Genomic DNA, 18778 nt, shown 5'->3' on the forward strand with positions numbered 1-18778 from the left:
ACGGCATCCTGCGCCGATGCCCGTCGCAGCCAACGCAGCGGCAGCGGTGCCCGTTCAGGCCCCCACGGGCCGGTCGCGTATGGCGATCCAGCCATAGACCAGCCCGGCGGCCGCTCCGGCAAGGAAAAGCAGGGCGGTCCCCCGTCCCTCGACGGCGAGGTTGTGGGCGGCGAGGGAGGCGGGCGCGCCCCGCATCAGCCACGGCACGAGGGCGGTGGCGAGCCCCGTGCCGACAGCATAGACCGGAGCGCTGCGCAGGTTCATCGCCTCGCCGATGAGCGCCATGGCGAGGGGCGGCAGCACCAGCAGGACGAACCCGGCGCGGGCGATGCCGGAGGCAAGGAGAAGCAGCGCGTCGGGACCGATCCCGGAGGCGAGGTCGGTCATCCCCTGCAGGAAGCCGAACAGGCCGAGCCGGGTCAGCGCCTCGCTGGAGACCGGATCGACCAGGATGGCAAGGACGAGCACCAGGGCCCCACAGGGAATGGCGAGGCACAAGGCGAGGCTCGCCCAGATCAGGCGGCCGAGGAACCGCATGGGACGCGCTCAGCCTTCGTCGTCATCGGCCCCGGCATAAACGCCCTCGGCGCCGATCCCGTCTTCCAGCATCATCCGGGCGCGGGCGCGCAGCTTCTCGGTCTCGCTCTTGAGCTGGCCGCAGGCGGCGAGGATGTCGCGGCCGCGAGGCGTCCGCACCGGCGAGGCGTAGCCGGCCTCATAGACGATCTCGGAGAATTGCTCGATCCGCTCCCAGTCGGAGCATTCGTAGATGCTGCCGGGCCAGGGGTTGAACGGGATCAGGTTGATCTTGGCCGGGATGCCCTTGAGCAGCCGCACCAGTTCGCGTGCATCCGCATCGGAATCGTTGACGCCCTTCAGCATCACGTATTCGAAGGTGATGCGGCGGGCATTGTTGAGGCCGGGATAGTGGCGGCAGGCCGCGAGCAATTCGGCTAGGGGGTATTTGCGATTCAGCGGCACCAGGGTGTCGCGCAGGTCGTCGCGCACCGCGTGGAGCGAGATCGCCAGCATCGCGTGGGCCTCCTCACCGAGCCGCTGCATCTGCGGCACGACGCCGGAGGTCGAGACGGTGATGCGCCGACGGGAGAGGCCGAGGCCCTCCTGGTCGGACATCACGCCCACCGAATCGATGACGTTGTCGATGTTGTAGAGGGGTTCGCCCATGCCCATGAAGACGATGTTGGTGACGGCGCGGCGGGTCTCGTCCTCGCCGGCGGCCACCGGGTTCTGGCCGACCCAGTCGTTCAGCCGGTCGCGGGCCACCACCACCTGCGCGGTGATCTCGGCGGCGGTCAGGTTGCGCACGAGGCGCTGCGTGCCCGTGTGGCAGAAGCTGCAGGTGAGGGTGCAGCCGACCTGGGACGAGACGCAGAGGGTGCCGCGCCCACGGCCGGGAATGTAGACGCACTCGATCTCGGCGCCGCGATTGTGGTCGTGCTTGCCGGTGGGCGCCATGCGCAGCAGCCACTTGCGCGTGCCGTCGCGGGAAACCTGCTCGGTGACGACCTCGGGCCGCTCCAAGGTGTAGGCCCGCGCCAGATCGGCCTTGAGTCCCTTGCCGACATTGGTCATCTGGTCGAAGTCGGTGGCGCCGCGCGCGTTGAGCCAGTGCCAGAGCTGGCCCGAGCGCATGCGCTGCTCGCGCTCCGACACGCCGATGGCGGCAAGGCGACCCTTCAATTCCTCGCGGGTGAGGCCGATGAGGGACGAGCGGCCCGGCGGAACGGCGTCCGGCTGGAACTCGGGAAGCTTCTCGATTGCGGCCACGACGTTGACGTCGCGACCGGCGGTGTCGAACGACGCCGTCGCCATGGATCTCTAACCTTCGGACTTGGAACGAATCCGATATAGGCGATCCCGCACCGGAACGCGAATGCGTCCCGATGCGTGGACGGAATGGCGGGGTCTACTGAGCCGGTTTGGGCTCGACCGGAGGTTTCGCTTCGGCGGGTGGGGAGGCTGCACCCATGGGAAGCAGCACGTTCTTCACGACATTGCCCTCGGGGCCATATTCGCCGGCGACGGCTAGGCAAGCCTGCTCCCGGTTCAACTGCATCTGATTCGACATCAGCGCGAAGATCGTCTGGACCTTGCCGCCGAAGGGACCGCGCGGGCCGACATCGGCGGCGCTGACATTCTGCTTCTGGAGCAGGGCATCGAATTGTTCGACGCCGATCTGGTAGCCGCAGACATTGGCCGCGGCGAAGATGTAGGCGGCGAATTCCAGGGCACGGGGCGGAGGCGCGTTGCGGATCTGAGCCTGTGCAAGGGTCGGTGCGAGCAGGCCGGCCGCAAGGCACAGGCTGAGAACGGGTTTCAGGCGCATGGACGGCGTTTCCTCGGAAGCGTTCTTGGGGCGGCGCGGATTCTTACGTTCCGCTTATGCTGCCCATCCGAGATAGACCGCCGGGCCGTCCTGTCAAAGCGACCGTTTCACCGCGTCAACCGAGCGACCAGTCGATGGGGGAAAGGCCCCGGCCCGCCAGCCAGGCATTGGCCTCGTCGAAGGGCCGCGTGCCCGAAAAATCCCGCAGGCGGTTGAGGGGAGAGGGATGCCCGGTCTCGATCACCCCGCATCGCTCTCGGTCGATGAGGGCCGCCCGCGCGCGGGCCTGCGCCCCCCAGAGCAGGAAGATCGCGGGCGTCGGACGGGCCGAGACGGCCTTCACGGCGTCGTCGGTGAGGGCGGACCAGCCGTAGCGCAGATGCGCGCCGGACTTGCCGGCCTCCACGGTGAGGGCCGAGTTCAGGAGCAGCACGCCCCGTCTCGCCCAGGGCGTGAGATCGCCGCTCGCCATCGTGCCCGGCAGTTCGGCGAGGATCACCTTGAGAGAGGCCGGAAGCCGGCGGGGGCCGACATAGGAGAAGGCGAGGCCGTTGGCATCGCCGGTCGTCGGGTAGGGGTCCTGCCCGAGGATGACGGCCTTCACCGCTTCCAGCGGCGTCAGCGTGAGGGCACGGAAGACCGCATCGGGGGAGGGCAGGACGCTCGCCCCTTGCGCAATCCGCTCGTCGACGCGCGCACAGACGGCATCCGCCGCCCCATTGGAGAAGAAGGGCAGCGTCAGCCAGGACGAGCCCGTGGCGCGGAACTCGTCGAGGGCCAGGCTCAGCGAGCCGCGCGCCGTCACCGGATCACGATCCGGCCGCCATCGGGGACGGAGAGCGGGTCATGCCGGGCGATATAGGCCATGACCTCGTTGGCGACGAGCTTGCCGTCCGTGGCGCCGATGAGGGTGCGCCCGTCGGCGAGGAGGCCGTAGCCGTTGCCACCATCGTAGAGGAAATTGTTGGAGGCCACCGTATAGGTCCGCGTCTCGTCGAGGGGCTGTCCGTCCACGAGGATGGACTGAATCCGGTGTCCCGCATTCGCCCCCGGATCGACGGTGACGACGAGACCCGAGACCTGCGGGAAACGACCCGCCGGGCGGCCGAGATCGGCAAGGGCCGATTCCAGCAGGGTCCGCACCTGGGCGCCCGTCAGCGAGACCAGAACCGTGGTGTTGCCGAAGGGAAGCTCGGTGAGGATGTCGCGCCGGGTCAGCACGGTACCGGCCGGATAGAGCCGGTTGCCGCGAATGCCGCCGCCATTGGTGATGGCGATCTCCGCCCCCGTGGCCGCGCGCAGCGCATCGCCGACGAGGTTGCCGAAACTGCCTTCGCGGAGGCGCACGGTCGAGATGCGGCTGTCGAGGGGCGCGCTGATCGTCCCCACCGGCACGTCGAGTTCCTTCGCCAGCCGAGCCTCGAGCCGCTGCGTCACGGCGAGGGTCTCGGGATCGGGCGTGACGTCGGCGGTGTCGTGGATGCGGAAGGTCGGGTGCCAGGACAGGGTCCGGGTCTTGCCCGTTCCCTTCGCCGTCACGGCGACATCGATGGCGGTGACGTAGCGGGCGTCGAAACTCGATTCGGCCAGGAGGCTGCGGCCGTCATACTGCACGATGAGGTCGTGGTCGTGGCCCGAGAGCAGGATGTCGACGATCCGCGCCGCCACGATCGCCTCGTCGGTGACGCGGGCCGTATGGCAGACGCCGACGATGAGCTCGGCCCCCTCGTCGCGAAGGGCCTGGGCCGCCGCGCGCAGCGTCTCGATCTCGGGACCGAAGACGAGATCGCCGGATTGCGATTTTTCCGGCGTGCTGGCGAGGGTGATGCCGACGAGGCCGACCCGGATCCCGCCGAGCGTCACCACCATCCTGTCGCGGAGACCCGCGAGGGGCTTGCCGTCCGCACCGCGCAGGTTGGCGGCGAAGACCGGGAAGGCCGCCTCGCCCATGCGCTGGGCGAAGATGGTGGGGCCGAAATCGAATTCGTGGTTGCCCGGCACGAACACGTCGGGCGGTGCGATGTTGAGAAGCTCGACGATATGCGCGCCGCGGTCGAACCCCGACATCAGCGAGGGGGAGAGGGTGTCACCGGCATGGGCGTAGAGCACCGGCACGCCGCGCGCCCGCTCGGACTTCACCACCGCGTTGAGCCGGGCGAAGCCGCCGCGACCGTCGACCTCGGACATCAGGTAGATGTCGTTGACGAGGAGGAGCGTGAAAGTCGGTTCGATCTCCCCGGCACCGGCGGGCGCGGCCAAACCTGCCGCGAGCCCCGCCCCGAGACCGAGGCTCAGGGTCTGACGACGGGTAGGACGAGGCATCGCGACAGGTCTCCGAAGGGCCGGGCGATCGAGATTCCGGCTAGAGCCAGTGTGGACGCGATCGATGAAGCCGATGCAACATCGGCCCTCGCGTTCCGGCGTCAGGCCCGAACGCGGACCTCAGCGAGAGGCGAAACCGTCGCGCACCGCCTTGGCGTTACGGCGGAGCATCGGCCAGATCCAGGCGCCGGAGACGAGATAGGCGGCGGCCGGCGTGCCCTTGAGCTCGACGACGAGACGCTCGGCGAGACCGGGATTGGCGAGTTCGCCCACGGGGGCATCGGTCTTGCGGTAGACCACGGTGGTGTCCTCGCGCCAATATTCGGGATGTGGGACGAGGCCGGCCCGGCGGGCGTTGAGGTCGAAGGTCTCGCGCACGAAGCCGTGGACATGGGCGAAGTGGAAACGCTCGTGGGGCGGCTTGCCGGTGGCGGCCATGTTGGGCACCGCCGCGTAGATGACGCCGTCGGGCTTCAGCCAGCGCGACAGGCGCTCCATCACCACGGCCGGATCGCGCAGGTGCTCGAACACGTGATGGGTCGAGATCACGTCGAAATGTCCGGCGGGGAAGCGTCCGTCGTCGGCGTCGTCCAGAACGTCGACCTTGTGATGCTCGCGGGCATAGGCGGCATAGTCGCGGCCGGGCTCGATGCCGATGGCCTCGCAGCCCTTGGCGCGGGCCGCGGCCAGGAACTCGCCGGAGCCCGAGCCGAAATCGAGAACCCGCGCGCCGGGCTTCAGCTTCGGCGCCAGCAGGTCGGCGCGGAAGGTCGCCTCGCGGGCCGAGCGGTTGAGGTGGTGGCGCGGCGGTCCGCCGGCGAAGGCGAGCTGGTAATCGGCCCGGTAGGCATGGGCGTAATAATGCGCCAGTTCGTCCGGCGTCGGCATCGGGTCGGTGCGAATCAGGCCGCACTGCACGCAGGCGACGGATTTCAGCGTCTTCAGCCGCCGGTCGGTCTCGGCCACCGTCACCGTCTCGGCCGATCCGCACAGATTGCAGACCGTCGGTCCCCCCTTATAGGGGTAGCCGGTGAACGGCATGAAGTGGTTGAAGAAGTACCGGGGAGACGGCATGTCGCGCCTTCATTGACGAGATGGTCGCTGGCAGGTCTCGTGCTCTAGATAGATATGCTGCGCCAGACAACTGCGCCACGAAGACCGCTTTGACAAACCGCGCCCTGCCGGGGCGCTCGGGAACCCGATGAACGAACGCGTCGAACCGACGTCCCTCAAGGACATCAAGCCGTTGCAGACCAGCTCCTCCGCGACCGCCAGCCTGCCCTCCGACCACCCGCCCGTGCGCTGGGGCCGGGTCGGCGTGCTCCTGATGAACCTCGGCACGCCGGAGGGCACGAGCTATTGGCCCATGCGCCGCTATCTCAAGGAGTTCCTGTCCGACCGGCGCGTCATCGAGGTGCCGCGTCTGATCTGGTGGCCCATCCTCAACCTCATCATCCTCACGAAGCGTCCCGGCCCGAAGGGTCGGGATTATGCCAGCGTGTGGAACAACGAGCGCAACGAGGGTCCGCTCAAGACCATCACCCGCGGGCAGTCCGAGCGACTGCAGGCGGCGATGGGCGATTCCGTCGTGGTCGACTGGGCCATGCGCTACGGCAAGCCGGAAGTGTCCCTGCGCATCCAGGCGCTGCTCGACCAGGGCTGCGACCGCATCCTGCTGGTGCCGCTCTACCCGCAATATGCCGCCGCCACCTCGGCCACCGCCTGCGACCAGGCCTTCAAGGCGCTGATGCAGATGCGCTGGCAGCCGACCGTCCGAGTCTCGGCGCCGTATCACGACGACCCCGTCTATATCGAGGCCATGGCCACCTCGATCCGCGAGGGCCTCGCCAAGCTCGATTTCGAGCCGGAGGTGATCCTCACCTCGTTCCACGGGGTGCCGAAGAGCTACCTCCTCAAGGGCGATCCCTACCATTGTCAGTGCGTGAAGACGGGCCGCCTCATCCGCGAGGCCCTGGGCTTCTCGACGGAACGGATGCGCACGACCTTCCAGTCGCGCTTCGGCAACGAGGAATGGCTCAAGCCCTATACCGACGAGACCGTGCAGACCCTCGCCAAATCCGGCGTGAAGCGCATGGCCATCGTGGCACCGGGCTTCACCGCCGACTGCCTCGAGACCCTGGAGGAGCTCGACGGCGAGAACCGCCATTATTTCGAGGACAATGGCGGCGAGCGCTTCGCCTACATCCCCTGCCTCAACGACAGCGATCTCGGGATGAAGGTGATCGAGAACGTGGTCCGCCGCGAGCTTCAGGGCTGGCTCTGAAAAGCCGCAGGATCCGTTCGTCGAGAGCGGATGCGGTTGATGGTCGCCAAGACCGGACGCGGTTGATAAAGGACGCGGCATCAGGCGGCGGGTGAACCATGACGAGACCGGAGGCAGTCGATCCGATCGACACCGTGCGAGCGGATGAGGGAACGCGGCTCCTCGCGCATTTCTCGCAAGGCGGCTACGGCCCGGTGACGCCCGCCGTGCTGCAGCCGGTGGAGCCGTTCCTCGAACTCTCCGGCGAGGACATTCGCCGGCGCATCTTCGTGACGCAGGACGCGGCGGGCGCGGAACTCTGCCTGCGGCCGGAATTCACCATTCCGGTCTGCCGCCAGCATCTGGCGCGGGGCGTGGGCGCCAGCGCCGATTACAGCTATCTCGGCCCGGTCTTCCGGCTCGGTTCCGGCGAGGCGGAGGAGTTCCTCCAGGCCGGCATCGAATCCCTCGGCCGCACCGACATCCCGGCGGCGGACGCCGAAGTGCTCGGCCTCGCCCTCGAAGGCCTCGACCTGCTCGGAGCCGGTGAGGTCTCGGTGAGGCTCGGCGACATGGGCGTCATCGACGCCCTGCTCGACGGGCTCGGCGTACCGCCCGCCGCCAAGCGGCGGACGTTGCGGGCACTCGCGGCGGGCCGCTCGCTGGACGACGTCACCACCGTCGCGAGCGTGGAAGACCCGCATGCCGGGTTGCTGGCGGCGATCCAGGGCCAGGATCCCAAGGGCGTGCGCGCCTTCGTCGAGGACGTGTTGTCCATCGCCGGTATCTCCCGCGTAGGCGGACGCAGCGCCGGCGAGATCGCGGAACGCTTCCTCGCCAAGGCCTCGGCACGGGCCAATGGCGGCGCCGGGCTCAACGCCGAGAACCGCGCCGTCGTCGAGCGCTACCGCGCCATTTCGGGCGATCCGGATCAGGCCGCCAACTCCATGCGGGAGCTCGCCGCCTCGGCGGGCATCACCTACGCGCCGCTGGAGGCCGCCCTCTCCCTGTTCGAGGAGCGGACCGGCTTCATCGCCGCGCGCGGTCTCGACGTGGAGCGGTTCCGGTTTTCAGGGAGCTTCGCCCGCAACCTCGATTATTATACCGGCTTCATCTTCGAGGTGACGCGGGGGCAGGGGACAGCTCCCCTCGTCGGCGGCGGCCGCTACGACGGCCTGCTCCAGCATCTGGGCAGCCCCACGCCGATCCCGGCCGTGGGCTGCGCCGTCTGGCTGTCCCGTGTCCTCACGTCGGAAGGATCGTCCCGTGGCTGAGACCGTTCCGACTTCCCAGGCTTCGCAAGGCGCGGTCGACGGCCCCCTCGTCCTCGCCGTCCCGTCGAAAGGCCGCCTGCAGGAGAACGCCTCCGCGTTTTTCGCGCGGGCGGGATTGAAACTCGCCCAAGGGGCGGGCGCCCGCGACTATCGCGGCAAGCTCGTCGGCGTGCCGGATGTGGAGGTGCGCTACCTCTCGGCTTCCGAGATCGCCAACCAGCTCGCCAGCGGCAGCGCCCATCTTGGCGTCACCGGTGAGGATCTGATCCGCGAGAGCCTTCCCGACGCGCGGGGCCAGGTCGAGTTGCTGACGCCGCTCGGCTTCGGGCAGGCCACCGTCGTCGTCGCGGTGCCGCAGGCCTGGATCGACGTCCGCGCCATGACCGATCTCGACGAGGTCGCGGCCGAACTCCGCATCCGCCAAGGGCGCCGCCTGCGCATCGCCACGAAATACGTGAACCTGACCCGGCGGTTCTTCGCCGAGCACGGGGTCGCCGATTACCGCATCGTCGAGAGCCTCGGCGCCACGGAAGGCGCGCCCGCCTCGGGCTCGGCGGAGATCATCGTCGACATCACCACCACGGGGGCGACGCTCGCGGCCAACGCCCTCAAGATCCTCGACGACGGCATCATCCTGCGCTCGGAGGCCAATCTCGTCGCCTCGCTGACGGCGCCCTGGGGCCAAAGCCAGAAGAAGGCGTTGCGCACCGTGCTCGGTCGGATCGCGGCGGAGGAGCGCGCGCGCCTCACCCGCGAGATCCGTGCGGCGATGCCGGCCGACGGCGATCTCGATCTCGCCGGGATCAGCGCCCTGCACGATGCACAGTTGCCCTACGGCGTGCCGGAAAACCGGAGCGCCGAGATCGTGCTCCACTGCCCGGTGGACGCCACGTTTGACCTCGTGGACGATCTCGTGAAATCGGGAGCGAGCGCGGTCAGCGTCAGGCGGATCGACTACGCCTTCGGCCCGGACAACCCGCTGATCGACCGCCTGCTGACGCGGCTGGGCTGAGGCCCGGCCGACGACGACACCAGGAGGGATCCGGGTTCGGCTCCGCTGAAGGCGGTCATTGGCCGTTGTCGGCGAGCCATTCGTCATGGTCACGGCGCTGGCCCGTATCCGCCCAGGCCTGCAACGAGGGGTAGAGGACGGTTTCCGGCCAGCGCGGGTCAAGCTCCGGCGCCTGTTTCCATGTCAGGTGAACCTGCGCGACCCTTCCGTCCTGCATCTGAAAAAGGGCGTCGTCCCGATCGTATCGACGGGCGATCAAGGTGACCGCCAGGCCGTGGAGGACGTGCCCCGGCACGACCTCCTTGCGGAGTTCGGCTTCCCAGCCCCGGCCGAAGGCGGAGGGGTCATCCGTTCGTACCGGTTCCACCGACTCCCACGGCTCCAGCCATTCCACTCGGTGTCTCTCACGAAGCTCTTGCTGCGCCGTCATGCCGTGGGCGAGCACTGACCGGGACCGGGAGTGTTGGGCGGCATTCTAAAGCGGCCCCTGCTTGGCGAACTCCGAAAAGACGCCGCGCAGGGTCTTCAGGCGGGCCTCGTAGGCCTTGGTCAGGCACGTGACGTCCGCCGCGCAGCTGCGCCGTTCCTGCAGCCAGGCTTCCTGGTCGTCGCGCAGCTTGGCGTTGCCGCCCATGGGCAGGAGTCCGCGCAGGATCTCGAACCGGACCGCCATCTCCACGTCGAGGTCGTTGAGGGGGAGATGGCCGCAGATCGCCTTCTCGTCGGGCGTCTCCGCCTTTTCGCACGGGAAGCTCGCGGCCTCGGCGCCGGATGCGACCAGCATCATCGCGGCGGCACCCCACCAGACCCGGAAGCGATGCGATGCGATCATGACGCGAATCCCGGCTTGACGATGACGAGGATGACGATGGCCACCATGAGGAGCGTCGGAACCTCGTTGACCATTCGGTAGAAACGGTGATTCCGCACGTTCCGGTCGGCCGCGAAATCCTTGACCATCCGCGAGAACCAGCCGTGGCAGCCGCTCATGGCGAGCACCAGGGCGAACTTCGCCTGCATCCAGCCCGATGCGTAGAATCCGCTCTGCCAGACGAGGAACAGGCCGAGCAGCCAGGTGACGATCATGGCCGGGTTCATGATCGCCTTCATCAGGCGCCGTTCCATGACCTTGAACGTCTCGGACTGGGCCGAGGAGGCCGGCCCCTTGGGCAGGGACGCGTGGTAGACGAAGAGGCGCGGCAGGTAGAGCAGCCCCGCCATCCAGGAGATGACGGCGATGACGTGGATCGCCTTGATCCAGGGATAGAGCGTGTCGGCCATGGTCCGAGGTCAGCGCCGCAATCTGGCGAGCATCCGCTCCACATGGGCGATCGGCGTCTGCGGGGTGATGCCGTGGCCGAGGTTGAAGATGTGCGGCAGCCCCTCCGTCGCCTCGAGCACCCCGTCCACGGCCGCGTCGAGGGCCTCACCGCCCTCGATCAGCGTTTCGGGGTGGATGTTGCCCTGGGTCACGGTGCGCGGCGTCACGGCACCGCGCAGGGCCTTCAGGTCGACGCTCCAATCGACCCCGACGGCGTCCGCGCCGGTCTCCGCCATCACGCGGGCATGGCCTTCGAGGCCCGAGCCCCGGGCGAAGACGATGATCTTCGCGCCCGGCACACGTGCCCTGACCCCATCGACGATGCGGGCGATGGGAGCAAAACTCCAATGCTGGAGGGCATCCTCCGTGGCACCCGGCGCCCGCGGCAGCGAGCCCGCATGGGATTCGAAGATCTGGACCGCATCGGCGCCGGCTTCGAGCTGGCGCGACAGGTACTCGATCTGCACCGAGACCAGGCGGTCGATGAGTGCTTCCACCAGGGCGGTCTCGGTATCGGCGAGCGCGCGGGCCGGAGCGAGATCGGGCGTGCCGCGTCCGCCGATCATGTAGCTCGCCACCGTCCAGGGACCGCCGCAGAACCCGAGAAGGGTCGTCTCGGCCGGCAATTCGGAGCGCAGGCGCCGGACGGTCTCGAAGACCGGTTCCAGATGCTGGAAAATGCTCGGATCGTTAGCCTGTTTCAGGCGGGCGAACTCGTCTCGGCCATGGACCGGATCGAGACGCGGGCCTTCCCCTTCGACGAAGCGGACATTCTGCCCGAGGGCGTCCGGTACGACGAGGATGTCGGAGAAGAGGATCGCCGCGTCGAAGCCGAACCGCCGGATCGGCTGCAGGGTCACCTCGGTGGCGAAATCCGGATTATAGCAGAGGTCGAGGAAGGAGCCGGCCCTGGCCCTGACCTCGCGATATTCCGGAAGGTAGCGCCCGGCCTGCCGCATCATCCAGGCGGGAGGGATCCGGGACGGTTTGCCGTCGAGAACCTGAAGCAGCGCACGATCGGTGCCGTCACGTCGAGTCATCCGCGTATCCGCCCGGTCCATCTTGATGGGAAGGTACCCTCCCCTTGGAACAGAGCTATGACCTCCCTGCCCCGTCTCGGGAAGATGTTTTGCCGAGGGACGTTGTTTTACCGCAGGACGTCCCCGCTTCTCCGATGCCCACTTCCGAAAGCCCTCTTCCCTGCGAGAGCCTCTGGGCGTGGCCGAAAATCCCTGTCCCCGTCCCGTCTATCTAATAAGAAAAGAGAGATTCTAGGACTCTGTTTTTTCTTTTAGACGGGGGATGACGGGACCGCGAACTTGTCCACACCCCATCCCCGCGCCACTGCCGTTAACGGGGCTTTAACGGGTTCGCGCTAACTTTCGAGAACGGGAAGTCTAATCAGCGACTTGCGCGCCGTGATGGGTCCCCCGTGCCCGAACCCTCCCTGAATCTCCCAAATCGGGATCGGGCCGAGGGTCGTCGGTCTGCATGTTGACGCGAGAGTCGACAACGCGGGGGAAGGTTCCGCCCCCGGCCCGGACAGGGGTGCTTTATCCCCACCTGTCGACTCCGGCCGTCATGTGTGGTGGATAACCCGGAGATCCCTCACGCCCGTCCGCCGGCCTGGGATGGGAATTTCCGATGAGTCGCAGCTACTTCCACCTCCATCTCGTGTCGGATTCCACCGGCGAGACCCTCATCAATGTGGGTCGCGCCGCTGCCGCCCAGTACGAGGGCGTCTCGGCCATCGAGCATGTCTATCCGCTGGTGCGATCCTCGGCCCAGCTCGAACGGGTGATCTCCGAGATCGAGGCGGCGCCGGGCCTCGTCCTCTACACCCTCGTCGGGCACGACCTGACCGAGCGGCTGGAGGCGGCCTGCCGCGAGACCGGCTCGCCCTGCCTCTCCGTGCTCCAGCCGGTCCACGCCCTGCTGCAATCCTATCTCGGCGCGGAGACGACGGCCCGGCCGGGGGCGCAGCACATGCTGAACGCGGAGTATTTCAAGCGCATCGACGCGATGAACTTCACCCTCGCCCATGACGACGGCAACCTGCCCTTCGACATCGATGAATCCGACGTGATCCTCGTGGGCGTCAGCCGCACCTCGAAGACCCCGACGGCGATCTATCTGGCCAATCGCGGGCTGAAGACCGCGAATTTCCCCCTGGTGCCGGGCATGCCGGTGCCTCCCAATCTCGAGAATGCCCGCAAGCCCCTCGTGGTCGGCCTCCTCGCGTCTGCGGAGCGGATCGTGCAGATCCGGCAGAACCGCCTGCTGAGCCTGAAGGCCGACGACACCTCCCTCTACGTCGATCGCGACGCCGTCGCCGACGAGATCGCCGCCTGCCGCAAACTCTGCAACCGGCACCGCTGGCCGACCATCGACGTCACGAGGCGGTCCATCGAGGAGACCGCCGCCGCGATCCTCGATCTCCATCGCGAGCACCGGCTCAAGTTCCTCGTGGCGTGAAACGCGAAGCGAGATCCGTCATGACCCGTCTCTGGCTGCCCGAACGGCCGCTCGTCCTCGCCTCCGGCTCGCCGACGCGCAGGCATCTCCTCGAAGCCGCCGGCCTCGACGTGGAGGTCGTGGTCCCGAATGTCGACGAGCGCGGCATCGAGGCCGATTCAGGCCCCCTCGCTCCCGCCGATCTTGCCCGCCGGCTGGCCCTGGCCAAGGCACGGGCGGTCGCTGAAAAGGCACAAGACAGGATCGTCCTGGCCGCCGACCAGGTTCTCGCCGGCGAGGGGGAGGTGTTTCACAAATCCGCCTCCCTCGACGCGGCGAAACATCAGCTGAGCCGGCTATCCAACAGGACCCATTCCCTGCATTCCGCCGCCGCCCTCATCGTACCGGGACGGGAGCCGGATCTCCTCCACGACGAGGCCCGTCTGACCATGCGGGACCTGAGCGCGTCCGCCATCGACACCTATCTGGCGATCGCCGGGCATGAGCGTGTCACCGGCACGGTGGGGGGATACCAGCTGGAAGGCCTCGGCATCCATCTGTTCGCGGACATTGAGGGCGCCCATGCCACGATCCTCGGCCTCCCGCTGACCGGATTGCTCGACCGGTTGCGCAGCCATGGCTGCCTTGCTTTCTGATCCCGAACGCCGCGCGAGACCCCTTCATGATCAAAGCCTTCGTCGTCGGTCATCCGATCGCTCATTCCCGGTCGCCGATGATCCACGGACACTGGCTCTCGACCCTTGGGCTCGACGGCTCCTATGAGCGGATCGACGTGGCGCCGGAGGATTTCGGGGCCTTCCTGCGCGGCCTGAAGGCTGCCGGGTTCGCCGGCGGAAACGTGACCCTGCCGCACAAGGAAGCCGCCTTCGCCGGGGCCGAGGTGCTGACGGAGGCGGCCAGGCGGATCGGCGCAGTCAACACGCTCTCCTTCGACGAGGGGCGTCTTATCGGCGACAACACCGATGCCGTCGGCTTCACCGCTCATCTCGACGAGACCCTCGGGGCGGACTGGCTCGGCGCCGATGCGGGAGACGTCGTGATCCTCGGAGCGGGAGGAGCGGCACGGGCCGTCGTCGCGGGCCTTCTCGACGGTCCGGCGAACCGCATCCGGGTTGCCAACCGCACGCGCTCGCGGGTCGAGGCCATTGTGGAGCTCGACCCGTCCCGCGTCGAGGCCATCGACTGGGACGGGCTCGACGACGCCCTTCATGGCGCGCGGCTTCTCGTCAACACCACCTCCCTCGGTATGACCGGCAAGCCGCCCCTCGACATCAAGTTGGATCGTTTGCCGGTTGAATGTGCCGTGGCTGACATCGTCTATTCGCCCCTGGAGACGCCGCTTCTGGCGGCAGCTGCGGTGCGGGGGCATCGCGTGGTCGACGGACTCGGCATGCTGCTGCATCAGGCCGTGCCGGGTTTCGAGCGCTGGTTCGGGACCCGTCCGGTGGTCACACCGGAACTGCGTGCCCTCATCGTCGCCGATCTGGTCGCGAAGCGATGACCCGGCCGTTCATCCTCGGCCTCACCGGCTCCATCGGCATGGGGAAATCGACCACCGCCTCCCTATTCGCCCGGTGCGGCGTCCCGATCCATGACGCGGATGCGGCGGTGCGGCGTCTCTACGCGGCGGGAGGAGCCGGCGCCCGCCTCATCGCGGGCCTGTTCCCCGACGCCATCGCGGAGGACGGCTCCGTCGACCGCGCGCGCCTGCGGGACCACGTGCTCGGCCGGCCGGACTCTCTCGCCCGGCTGGAAGCCGCGATCCATCCCCTCGTCCGAGGGGAGGAACAGCGCTTCCTCGAGGAGCACGGCGACGCCTCCTTGGTGATCCTCGACATCCCCCTCCTGTTCGAGACCGGTGGGGAAGACAGATGCGATGCGGTTCTGGTGGTGACGGCCGATCCCGAGGTTCAGCGGCAGCGTGTGCTGGCTCGCCCCGGCATGTCCGAGGCGGCGTTTGCCGCGATCCTCGCCAAGCAGTTGCCCGATGCCGACAAGCGCGCCCGCGCCGACTTCCTCATCGATACCGGGCTTGGCCTTGCTGATGCCGAAAATCAGGTCGACGCTCTCATCCAACGCCTCGTCGGCGCAGGTACGGCCTGACCGCTTGCTTCGTATTCCCTCGAATGGACCGCACCATGCTCCGTGAGATCGTCCTCGACACCGAGACCACCGGGACGGATGCCAAGAACGGGGACCGGCTGATCGAAATCGGCTGCGTCGAGCTCATCAACCACATCCAGACGGGGGTGACCTTCCACCGCTACGTCAATCCGACACGGCCGGTCTCGCAGGGCGCGTTCGGCGTCCACGGTCTCTCCGACGCGTTCCTGGCCGACAAACCCGTCTTCTCGGCGATCGTGGACGATTTCGTCGCCTTCTGCGGCAATTCCCCCCTCGTGATCCACAACGCGCCCTTCGATGTGGGCTTCCTCAACATGGAGTTCGCCCGGCTCGGCGACAGCGGGCCGCCGCAGATCGACCTGGGGGCGGTGGTCGACACCCTGCAGATGGCGCGGCGCAAGCATACCGGAGCCTCCAACAGCCTCGATGCGCTCTGCGTCCGCTACGGGATCGATACGACGCGGCGCACCAAACACGGGGCGCTCCTCGACGCCCAGATCCTGGCCGAGGTCTATATCGAACTCCTCGGCGGCAAGCAGACGAGCCTCGGCCTCGCCATGGTCGAGACCACGGAGCCGGCCCGGGCCATCGCCTCGGGCGACGGACCCATCGCCGTGGAACCGCGCCGATTGCGCAACCGTTTGGACCCCCTGGAAGTGCGTCAGCATGCGGCTTTCGTCGCTACCCTCGGTTCCAGCCCGATCTGGCGCGACTACGTCAGCGAGAACGACGGTGAGTGAAACCCGTTAGGTGCAATGCAATAAAAGACATATTGCATTGCAATAGAACCAGCCTACATCTTTGCACATCGAGTCGGCGCGTAGGCGAATCAAGCCCATCGTCGATGCGGGATGTCTGTGTATCCAGCATCGATCGGATCCGTCTTCCACTCTCCCAGCACCCAAGAAAGCGATCATGCGATGGCTGATCACCCGAACCGGACGCGTATGGACGATCTCTTCGAAGCGACCAAACTGACGGGGGCAGGACGCCTGCAGGAAGCAGCCGATCTCATCCAGCGCGGCCTCTTCGGCCGGCACGATGCCGAGACGTCGGGACAGATGGTCCAGGTCGGAGGCGGCGACGCCGGAAAGCCCGGCCATCCGAAGGCCGGCTCGATGACGGAGGGCCTGCAGGACCATCTGCGCGAGGCATTGGATCAGGTGGCGCGGAAGTTCGGGCTGTCGTCGCCATCCGGGCAGGCGGGTCAGGGCGTGGTCGCGCCGGGATCGGCGCCGTCGGGATTCTCCGGGTTCGATCCCACCAACCTGTTCCGGGACGGCAAGGTCCCGGCTCCTCCCGCCGGCGAGGGGACTTTCACCGAGCATGCCTTCGCCAACGATGCGGGCGCACGCGACTACAAGCTCTACGTTCCGAGCAGGACGGTCGCCGAGCCTCCTCTCCTCGTCATGCTCCACGGCTGTACCCAGTCGCCGGACGATTTCGCGGCCGGCACCGGCATGAACCGTCTGGCCGAAACGGAGGGATTCCTCGTCGTCTATCCCGCCCAGAGCATGAGGGCGCACGGCCAGCGGTGCTGGAACTGGTACCAGCCCGGGGACCAGGAACGCGGTTCCGGTGAGGCCGAGATTATCGCGGGTCTCACCCGCGCGGTGATGAGCCAGTACAAGGTCGATGCGCGCAGGGTGTATATTGCAGGCCTCTCGGCCGGTGGCGCCGCCGCCGCCAACATCGCCCTGGCCTATCCCGACCTCTATGCCGCCGTCGGCGTGCATTCGGGTCTCGCCGCGGGTTGCGCCGGTGACATCTCCTCGGCACTGACGACCATGCGTCTCGGGCCGTCGGGGTCCGTAGTGGTCCCGCCGGCGGAGACCGCGCGGGTGCCGACCATCATGGTCCATGGCGAGAGTGACGGCACCGTCCATCCGCGCAACGGCGATCAGGTTCTCATCCAGGCCGGCGTCGAGGCCCTGCAGCCGTCCGTCTCGGATGGAACCGGCCCCGGCGGCCTGGCCTATATCCGCACGCGCTATGCCGACGCGTCCGATCGGGTCGTGGTGGAAAGCTGGGTGGTGCGCGGCCTCGGCCATTCCTGGTCGGGCGGCGACCCGGCGGGCAGCTACACCGATCCGCGCGGCCCGGATGCGTCACGGGCGATGGTCGACTTCTTCATGGCTCACCGTCTGGACCGGCCGCGCCACTGACCATCCGGTCCCGTCAAACGGCGACGTTGTCGATGAGCCGCGTCGAGCCGAGATAGGCGGCGACCAGGATGCGGGTCGGTCCCGTGGCGTGTTCCACCGGGGCCAGCGTGTCCGCATCGCACACGCTGAGATACTGGACCGTGCTGAACCCGGCCTCGATCAGCCGTTCGGTCGAGGCCGAGACGAGCGCCGAGGCCGCGTTTCCCGCTCTCAACCCTTCGGCGATGGTCGCCAACTCGCGGTGGAGAAGGGGTGCGATCCGCCGCTCGTCCGCATCGAGGTAGCGGTTGCGCGAGGAGAGGGCGAGGCCGTCCTCCTCCCGCAGCGTCGGCACGCCGCCGATGGCGACGGGGATGTCGAGGTCGCGCACCGCGCGGCGGATGACCTGCAATTGCTGGAAGTCCTTCTCGCCGAACAGGGCGGTATCGGGCTGGACCTGATTGACGAGCTTCGTCACCACCGTGGCGACGCCGGAGAAATGGCCCGGCCGAAAAGCGCCGCACAAGCCCTCGCTGATGCCCGCCACCGTAAGGCTGGTGGAGAAATCCGCCGGGTACATCGTCTCCACGGTGGGACAGTAGGCGGCATCGACGCCCGCCTCAGACAGGAGCGCGAGATCGGCCTCGGTGTCGCGCGGATAGCGCGAGAAATCCTCGCTCGGCCCGAACTGCGTCGGGTTGACGAAGATGCTGACGACGACCCGCTCCCCCAGTTCCCGCGCCCGGCTCACGAGGGAGAGGTGCCCCTGGTGCAGGGCACCCATGGTGGGCACGAGGACGACATGGTCGCCCGCCGCCTTCCAGGCGCGGATGCAGGCCCGCATGGGATCCACCGCGTCGAACCGGACCGGGGTGACGGGCGAGGCTTGGCTGCTCATCGGGGCTCTTCGGCAGGGCTCTGAGGGACGTCGATAGGCCTTCGACTATCCCAACTCGGCGCCGGAAAGCCAGATGCCGCGAGCGGCAGAGGTCAGTTGCAATAGGGCAGCAGGGACCGGCCGAAGGGATCGTCCACGCCCAGCGCCGGCTTGAAGCCGTAATAGCTCGGTTTCCCGAGCCCGTAGGTCGATCCGACATAGCTCGGATCGTCCGGCGCGTCGGTGGGGATGGGCACGCTTCTCGGGATACAGGCGAGCCGTCGGGGTCTCGCACGCTCCCGTCGCGGCGTGCTGTCCTCATCCGCGCGTGGGAAGTAACGCGGCGGCGGCTCAGCTCCCGGGACAGGGCGGTTGGCCTCCACGCCGTAGGGGGTGGACCAGCGCTCCCGCGCGTCGGCGGCCCGGGCCGGGCCGCACAAGACGGACGCGACGAGGCCTGTCACGACGAAACTCGCCGCGATCACCACCCTCGCGGTATGGCCTCCTGCTGTCTCGCGCCCTCGGCTCATGTCATCCCGCTGCGTGCTCCCGTCGCCGGAAGCCCTGTCGACGGGCGTTCACCGCCCAACTCACCGTCCCTGGACGAGGGTTGAAATTC

At 67.9% G+C, this 18778-nt stretch carries 21 protein-coding genes; 9 read left to right on the forward strand and 12 right to left on the reverse strand.

Annotation, left to right across the window (positions count from 1 at the left end):
* Window positions 1-54 precede the first annotated feature (54 nt).
* From ASF34_RS08405 to ASF34_RS08430, 6 genes are all read right to left on the reverse strand, one after another.
* Window positions 55-537, reverse strand: a complete 483-nt coding sequence (locus ASF34_RS08405; protein WP_056160509.1) for a hypothetical protein — start codon at window positions 535-537, stop codon at window positions 55-57.
* Between the two features lie 9 nt (window positions 538-546).
* Window positions 547-1833 (reverse strand): 23S rRNA (adenine(2503)-C(2))-methyltransferase RlmN, encoded by a 1287-nt coding sequence (gene rlmN, locus ASF34_RS08410; RefSeq protein ID WP_056160511.1) that lies wholly within the window; start codon window positions 1831-1833, stop codon window positions 547-549.
* A gap of 94 nt (window positions 1834-1927) precedes the next feature.
* The gene (locus tag ASF34_RS08415; RefSeq protein WP_018045923.1) at window positions 1928-2347 is read right to left on the reverse strand and encodes a hypothetical protein; all 420 of its coding nucleotides are present in this window, start codon (window positions 2345-2347) and stop codon (window positions 1928-1930) included.
* A gap of 115 nt (window positions 2348-2462) precedes the next feature.
* Window positions 2463-3152: a uracil-DNA glycosylase gene (locus ASF34_RS08420; protein WP_018045924.1), complete on the reverse strand. Its 690-nt coding sequence runs from the start codon at window positions 3150-3152 to the stop codon at window positions 2463-2465.
* Window positions 3149-4669, reverse strand: a complete 1521-nt coding sequence (locus tag ASF34_RS08425) for a bifunctional metallophosphatase/5'-nucleotidase (protein WP_056160513.1) — start codon at window positions 4667-4669, stop codon at window positions 3149-3151. Before ASF34_RS08425 ends, ASF34_RS08420 begins: the two co-directional genes overlap by 4 nt.
* A gap of 120 nt (window positions 4670-4789) precedes the next feature.
* Window positions 4790-5743, reverse strand: coding sequence for a class I SAM-dependent methyltransferase (locus ASF34_RS08430; protein WP_056160515.1), 954 nt, complete (start codon window positions 5741-5743; stop codon window positions 4790-4792).
* Between the two features lie 127 nt (window positions 5744-5870).
* On the opposite strand from ASF34_RS08430, the gene hemH reads away from it, so the two are divergent.
* The 3 genes from hemH to hisG all read left to right on the forward strand — a co-directional run bounded on the left by hemH (window position 5871) and on the right by hisG (window position 9218).
* Complete coding sequence (gene hemH, locus ASF34_RS08435) at window positions 5871-6953, forward strand: ferrochelatase (RefSeq protein ID WP_056160517.1); 1083 nt, start codon at window positions 5871-5873, stop codon at window positions 6951-6953.
* A gap of 98 nt (window positions 6954-7051) precedes the next feature.
* Window positions 7052-8206: an ATP phosphoribosyltransferase regulatory subunit gene (locus ASF34_RS08440; RefSeq protein WP_056160519.1), complete on the forward strand. Its 1155-nt coding sequence runs from the start codon at window positions 7052-7054 to the stop codon at window positions 8204-8206.
* Window positions 8199-9218, forward strand: coding sequence for an ATP phosphoribosyltransferase (gene hisG / locus ASF34_RS08445; protein WP_056160521.1), 1020 nt, complete (start codon window positions 8199-8201; stop codon window positions 9216-9218). Before ASF34_RS08440 ends, hisG begins: the two co-directional genes overlap by 8 nt.
* Window positions 9219-9273: 55 nt before the next feature.
* Here hisG and ASF34_RS08450 read toward each other — a convergent pair whose 3' ends face one another.
* The 4 genes from ASF34_RS08450 to hemE all read right to left on the reverse strand — a co-directional run bounded on the left by ASF34_RS08450 (window position 9274) and on the right by hemE (window position 11579).
* The gene (locus ASF34_RS08450) at window positions 9274-9612 is read right to left on the reverse strand and encodes a hypothetical protein (protein ID WP_056148738.1); all 339 of its coding nucleotides are present in this window, start codon (window positions 9610-9612) and stop codon (window positions 9274-9276) included.
* Between the two features lie 81 nt (window positions 9613-9693).
* Entirely contained in the window at window positions 9694-10050 is a 357-nt protein-coding gene (locus ASF34_RS08455) for a lysozyme inhibitor LprI family protein (RefSeq protein ID WP_056160523.1), read from the reverse strand.
* A complete protein-coding gene (gene hemJ / locus ASF34_RS08460; RefSeq protein ID WP_056160525.1) occupies window positions 10047-10499 on the reverse strand; it encodes a protoporphyrinogen oxidase HemJ in 453 nt (150 codons plus the stop codon). The genes ASF34_RS08455 and hemJ overlap by 4 nt, the downstream gene beginning before the upstream one ends.
* 9 nt (window positions 10500-10508) lie before the next feature.
* A complete protein-coding gene (gene hemE, locus ASF34_RS08465; RefSeq protein ID WP_156465671.1) occupies window positions 10509-11579 on the reverse strand; it encodes a uroporphyrinogen decarboxylase in 1071 nt (356 codons plus the stop codon).
* Window positions 11580-12183: 604 nt separating this feature from the next.
* Here hemE and ASF34_RS08470 point away from each other — a divergent pair.
* The 6 genes from ASF34_RS08470 to ASF34_RS08495 all read left to right on the forward strand — a co-directional run bounded on the left by ASF34_RS08470 (window position 12184) and on the right by ASF34_RS08495 (window position 17303).
* Entirely contained in the window at window positions 12184-13014 is an 831-nt protein-coding gene (locus tag ASF34_RS08470; protein WP_018045933.1) for a pyruvate, water dikinase regulatory protein, read from the forward strand.
* A 20-nt stretch (window positions 13015-13034) separates the two neighbouring features.
* Entirely contained in the window at window positions 13035-13649 is a 615-nt protein-coding gene (locus ASF34_RS08475) for a Maf family protein (protein ID WP_056160530.1), read from the forward strand.
* A 26-nt stretch (window positions 13650-13675) separates the two neighbouring features.
* The gene (locus tag ASF34_RS08480) at window positions 13676-14515 is read left to right on the forward strand and encodes a shikimate dehydrogenase (protein ID WP_056160531.1); all 840 of its coding nucleotides are present in this window, start codon (window positions 13676-13678) and stop codon (window positions 14513-14515) included.
* Window positions 14512-15117: a dephospho-CoA kinase gene (gene coaE / locus ASF34_RS08485; RefSeq protein WP_018045936.1), complete on the forward strand. Its 606-nt coding sequence runs from the start codon at window positions 14512-14514 to the stop codon at window positions 15115-15117. Before ASF34_RS08480 ends, coaE begins: the two co-directional genes overlap by 4 nt.
* Window positions 15118-15152: 35 nt before the next feature.
* Window positions 15153-15878, forward strand: coding sequence for a DNA polymerase III subunit epsilon (dnaQ, locus tag ASF34_RS08490; protein WP_056161142.1), 726 nt, complete (start codon window positions 15153-15155; stop codon window positions 15876-15878).
* Window positions 15879-16085: 207 nt separating this feature from the next.
* A complete protein-coding gene (locus ASF34_RS08495; protein WP_156465672.1) occupies window positions 16086-17303 on the forward strand; it encodes an extracellular catalytic domain type 1 short-chain-length polyhydroxyalkanoate depolymerase in 1218 nt (405 codons plus the stop codon).
* A 13-nt stretch (window positions 17304-17316) separates the two neighbouring features.
* On the opposite strand, the gene panC is transcribed toward ASF34_RS08495, so the two are convergent.
* Together panC and ASF34_RS08505 are read right to left on the reverse strand one after the other, a co-directional pair.
* Entirely contained in the window at window positions 17317-18180 is an 864-nt protein-coding gene (gene panC / locus ASF34_RS08500) for a pantoate--beta-alanine ligase (protein ID WP_056160536.1), read from the reverse strand.
* 92 nt (window positions 18181-18272) lie between these two features.
* Window positions 18273-18689, reverse strand: a complete 417-nt coding sequence (locus ASF34_RS08505) for a hypothetical protein (RefSeq protein ID WP_244478944.1) — start codon at window positions 18687-18689, stop codon at window positions 18273-18275.
* Window positions 18690-18778: the final 89 nt, after the last annotated feature.

This window comes from Methylobacterium sp. Leaf106 (assembly GCF_001422895.1).
Taxonomy (GTDB): Bacteria; Pseudomonadota; Alphaproteobacteria; order Rhizobiales; family Beijerinckiaceae; genus Methylobacterium; species Methylobacterium bullatum.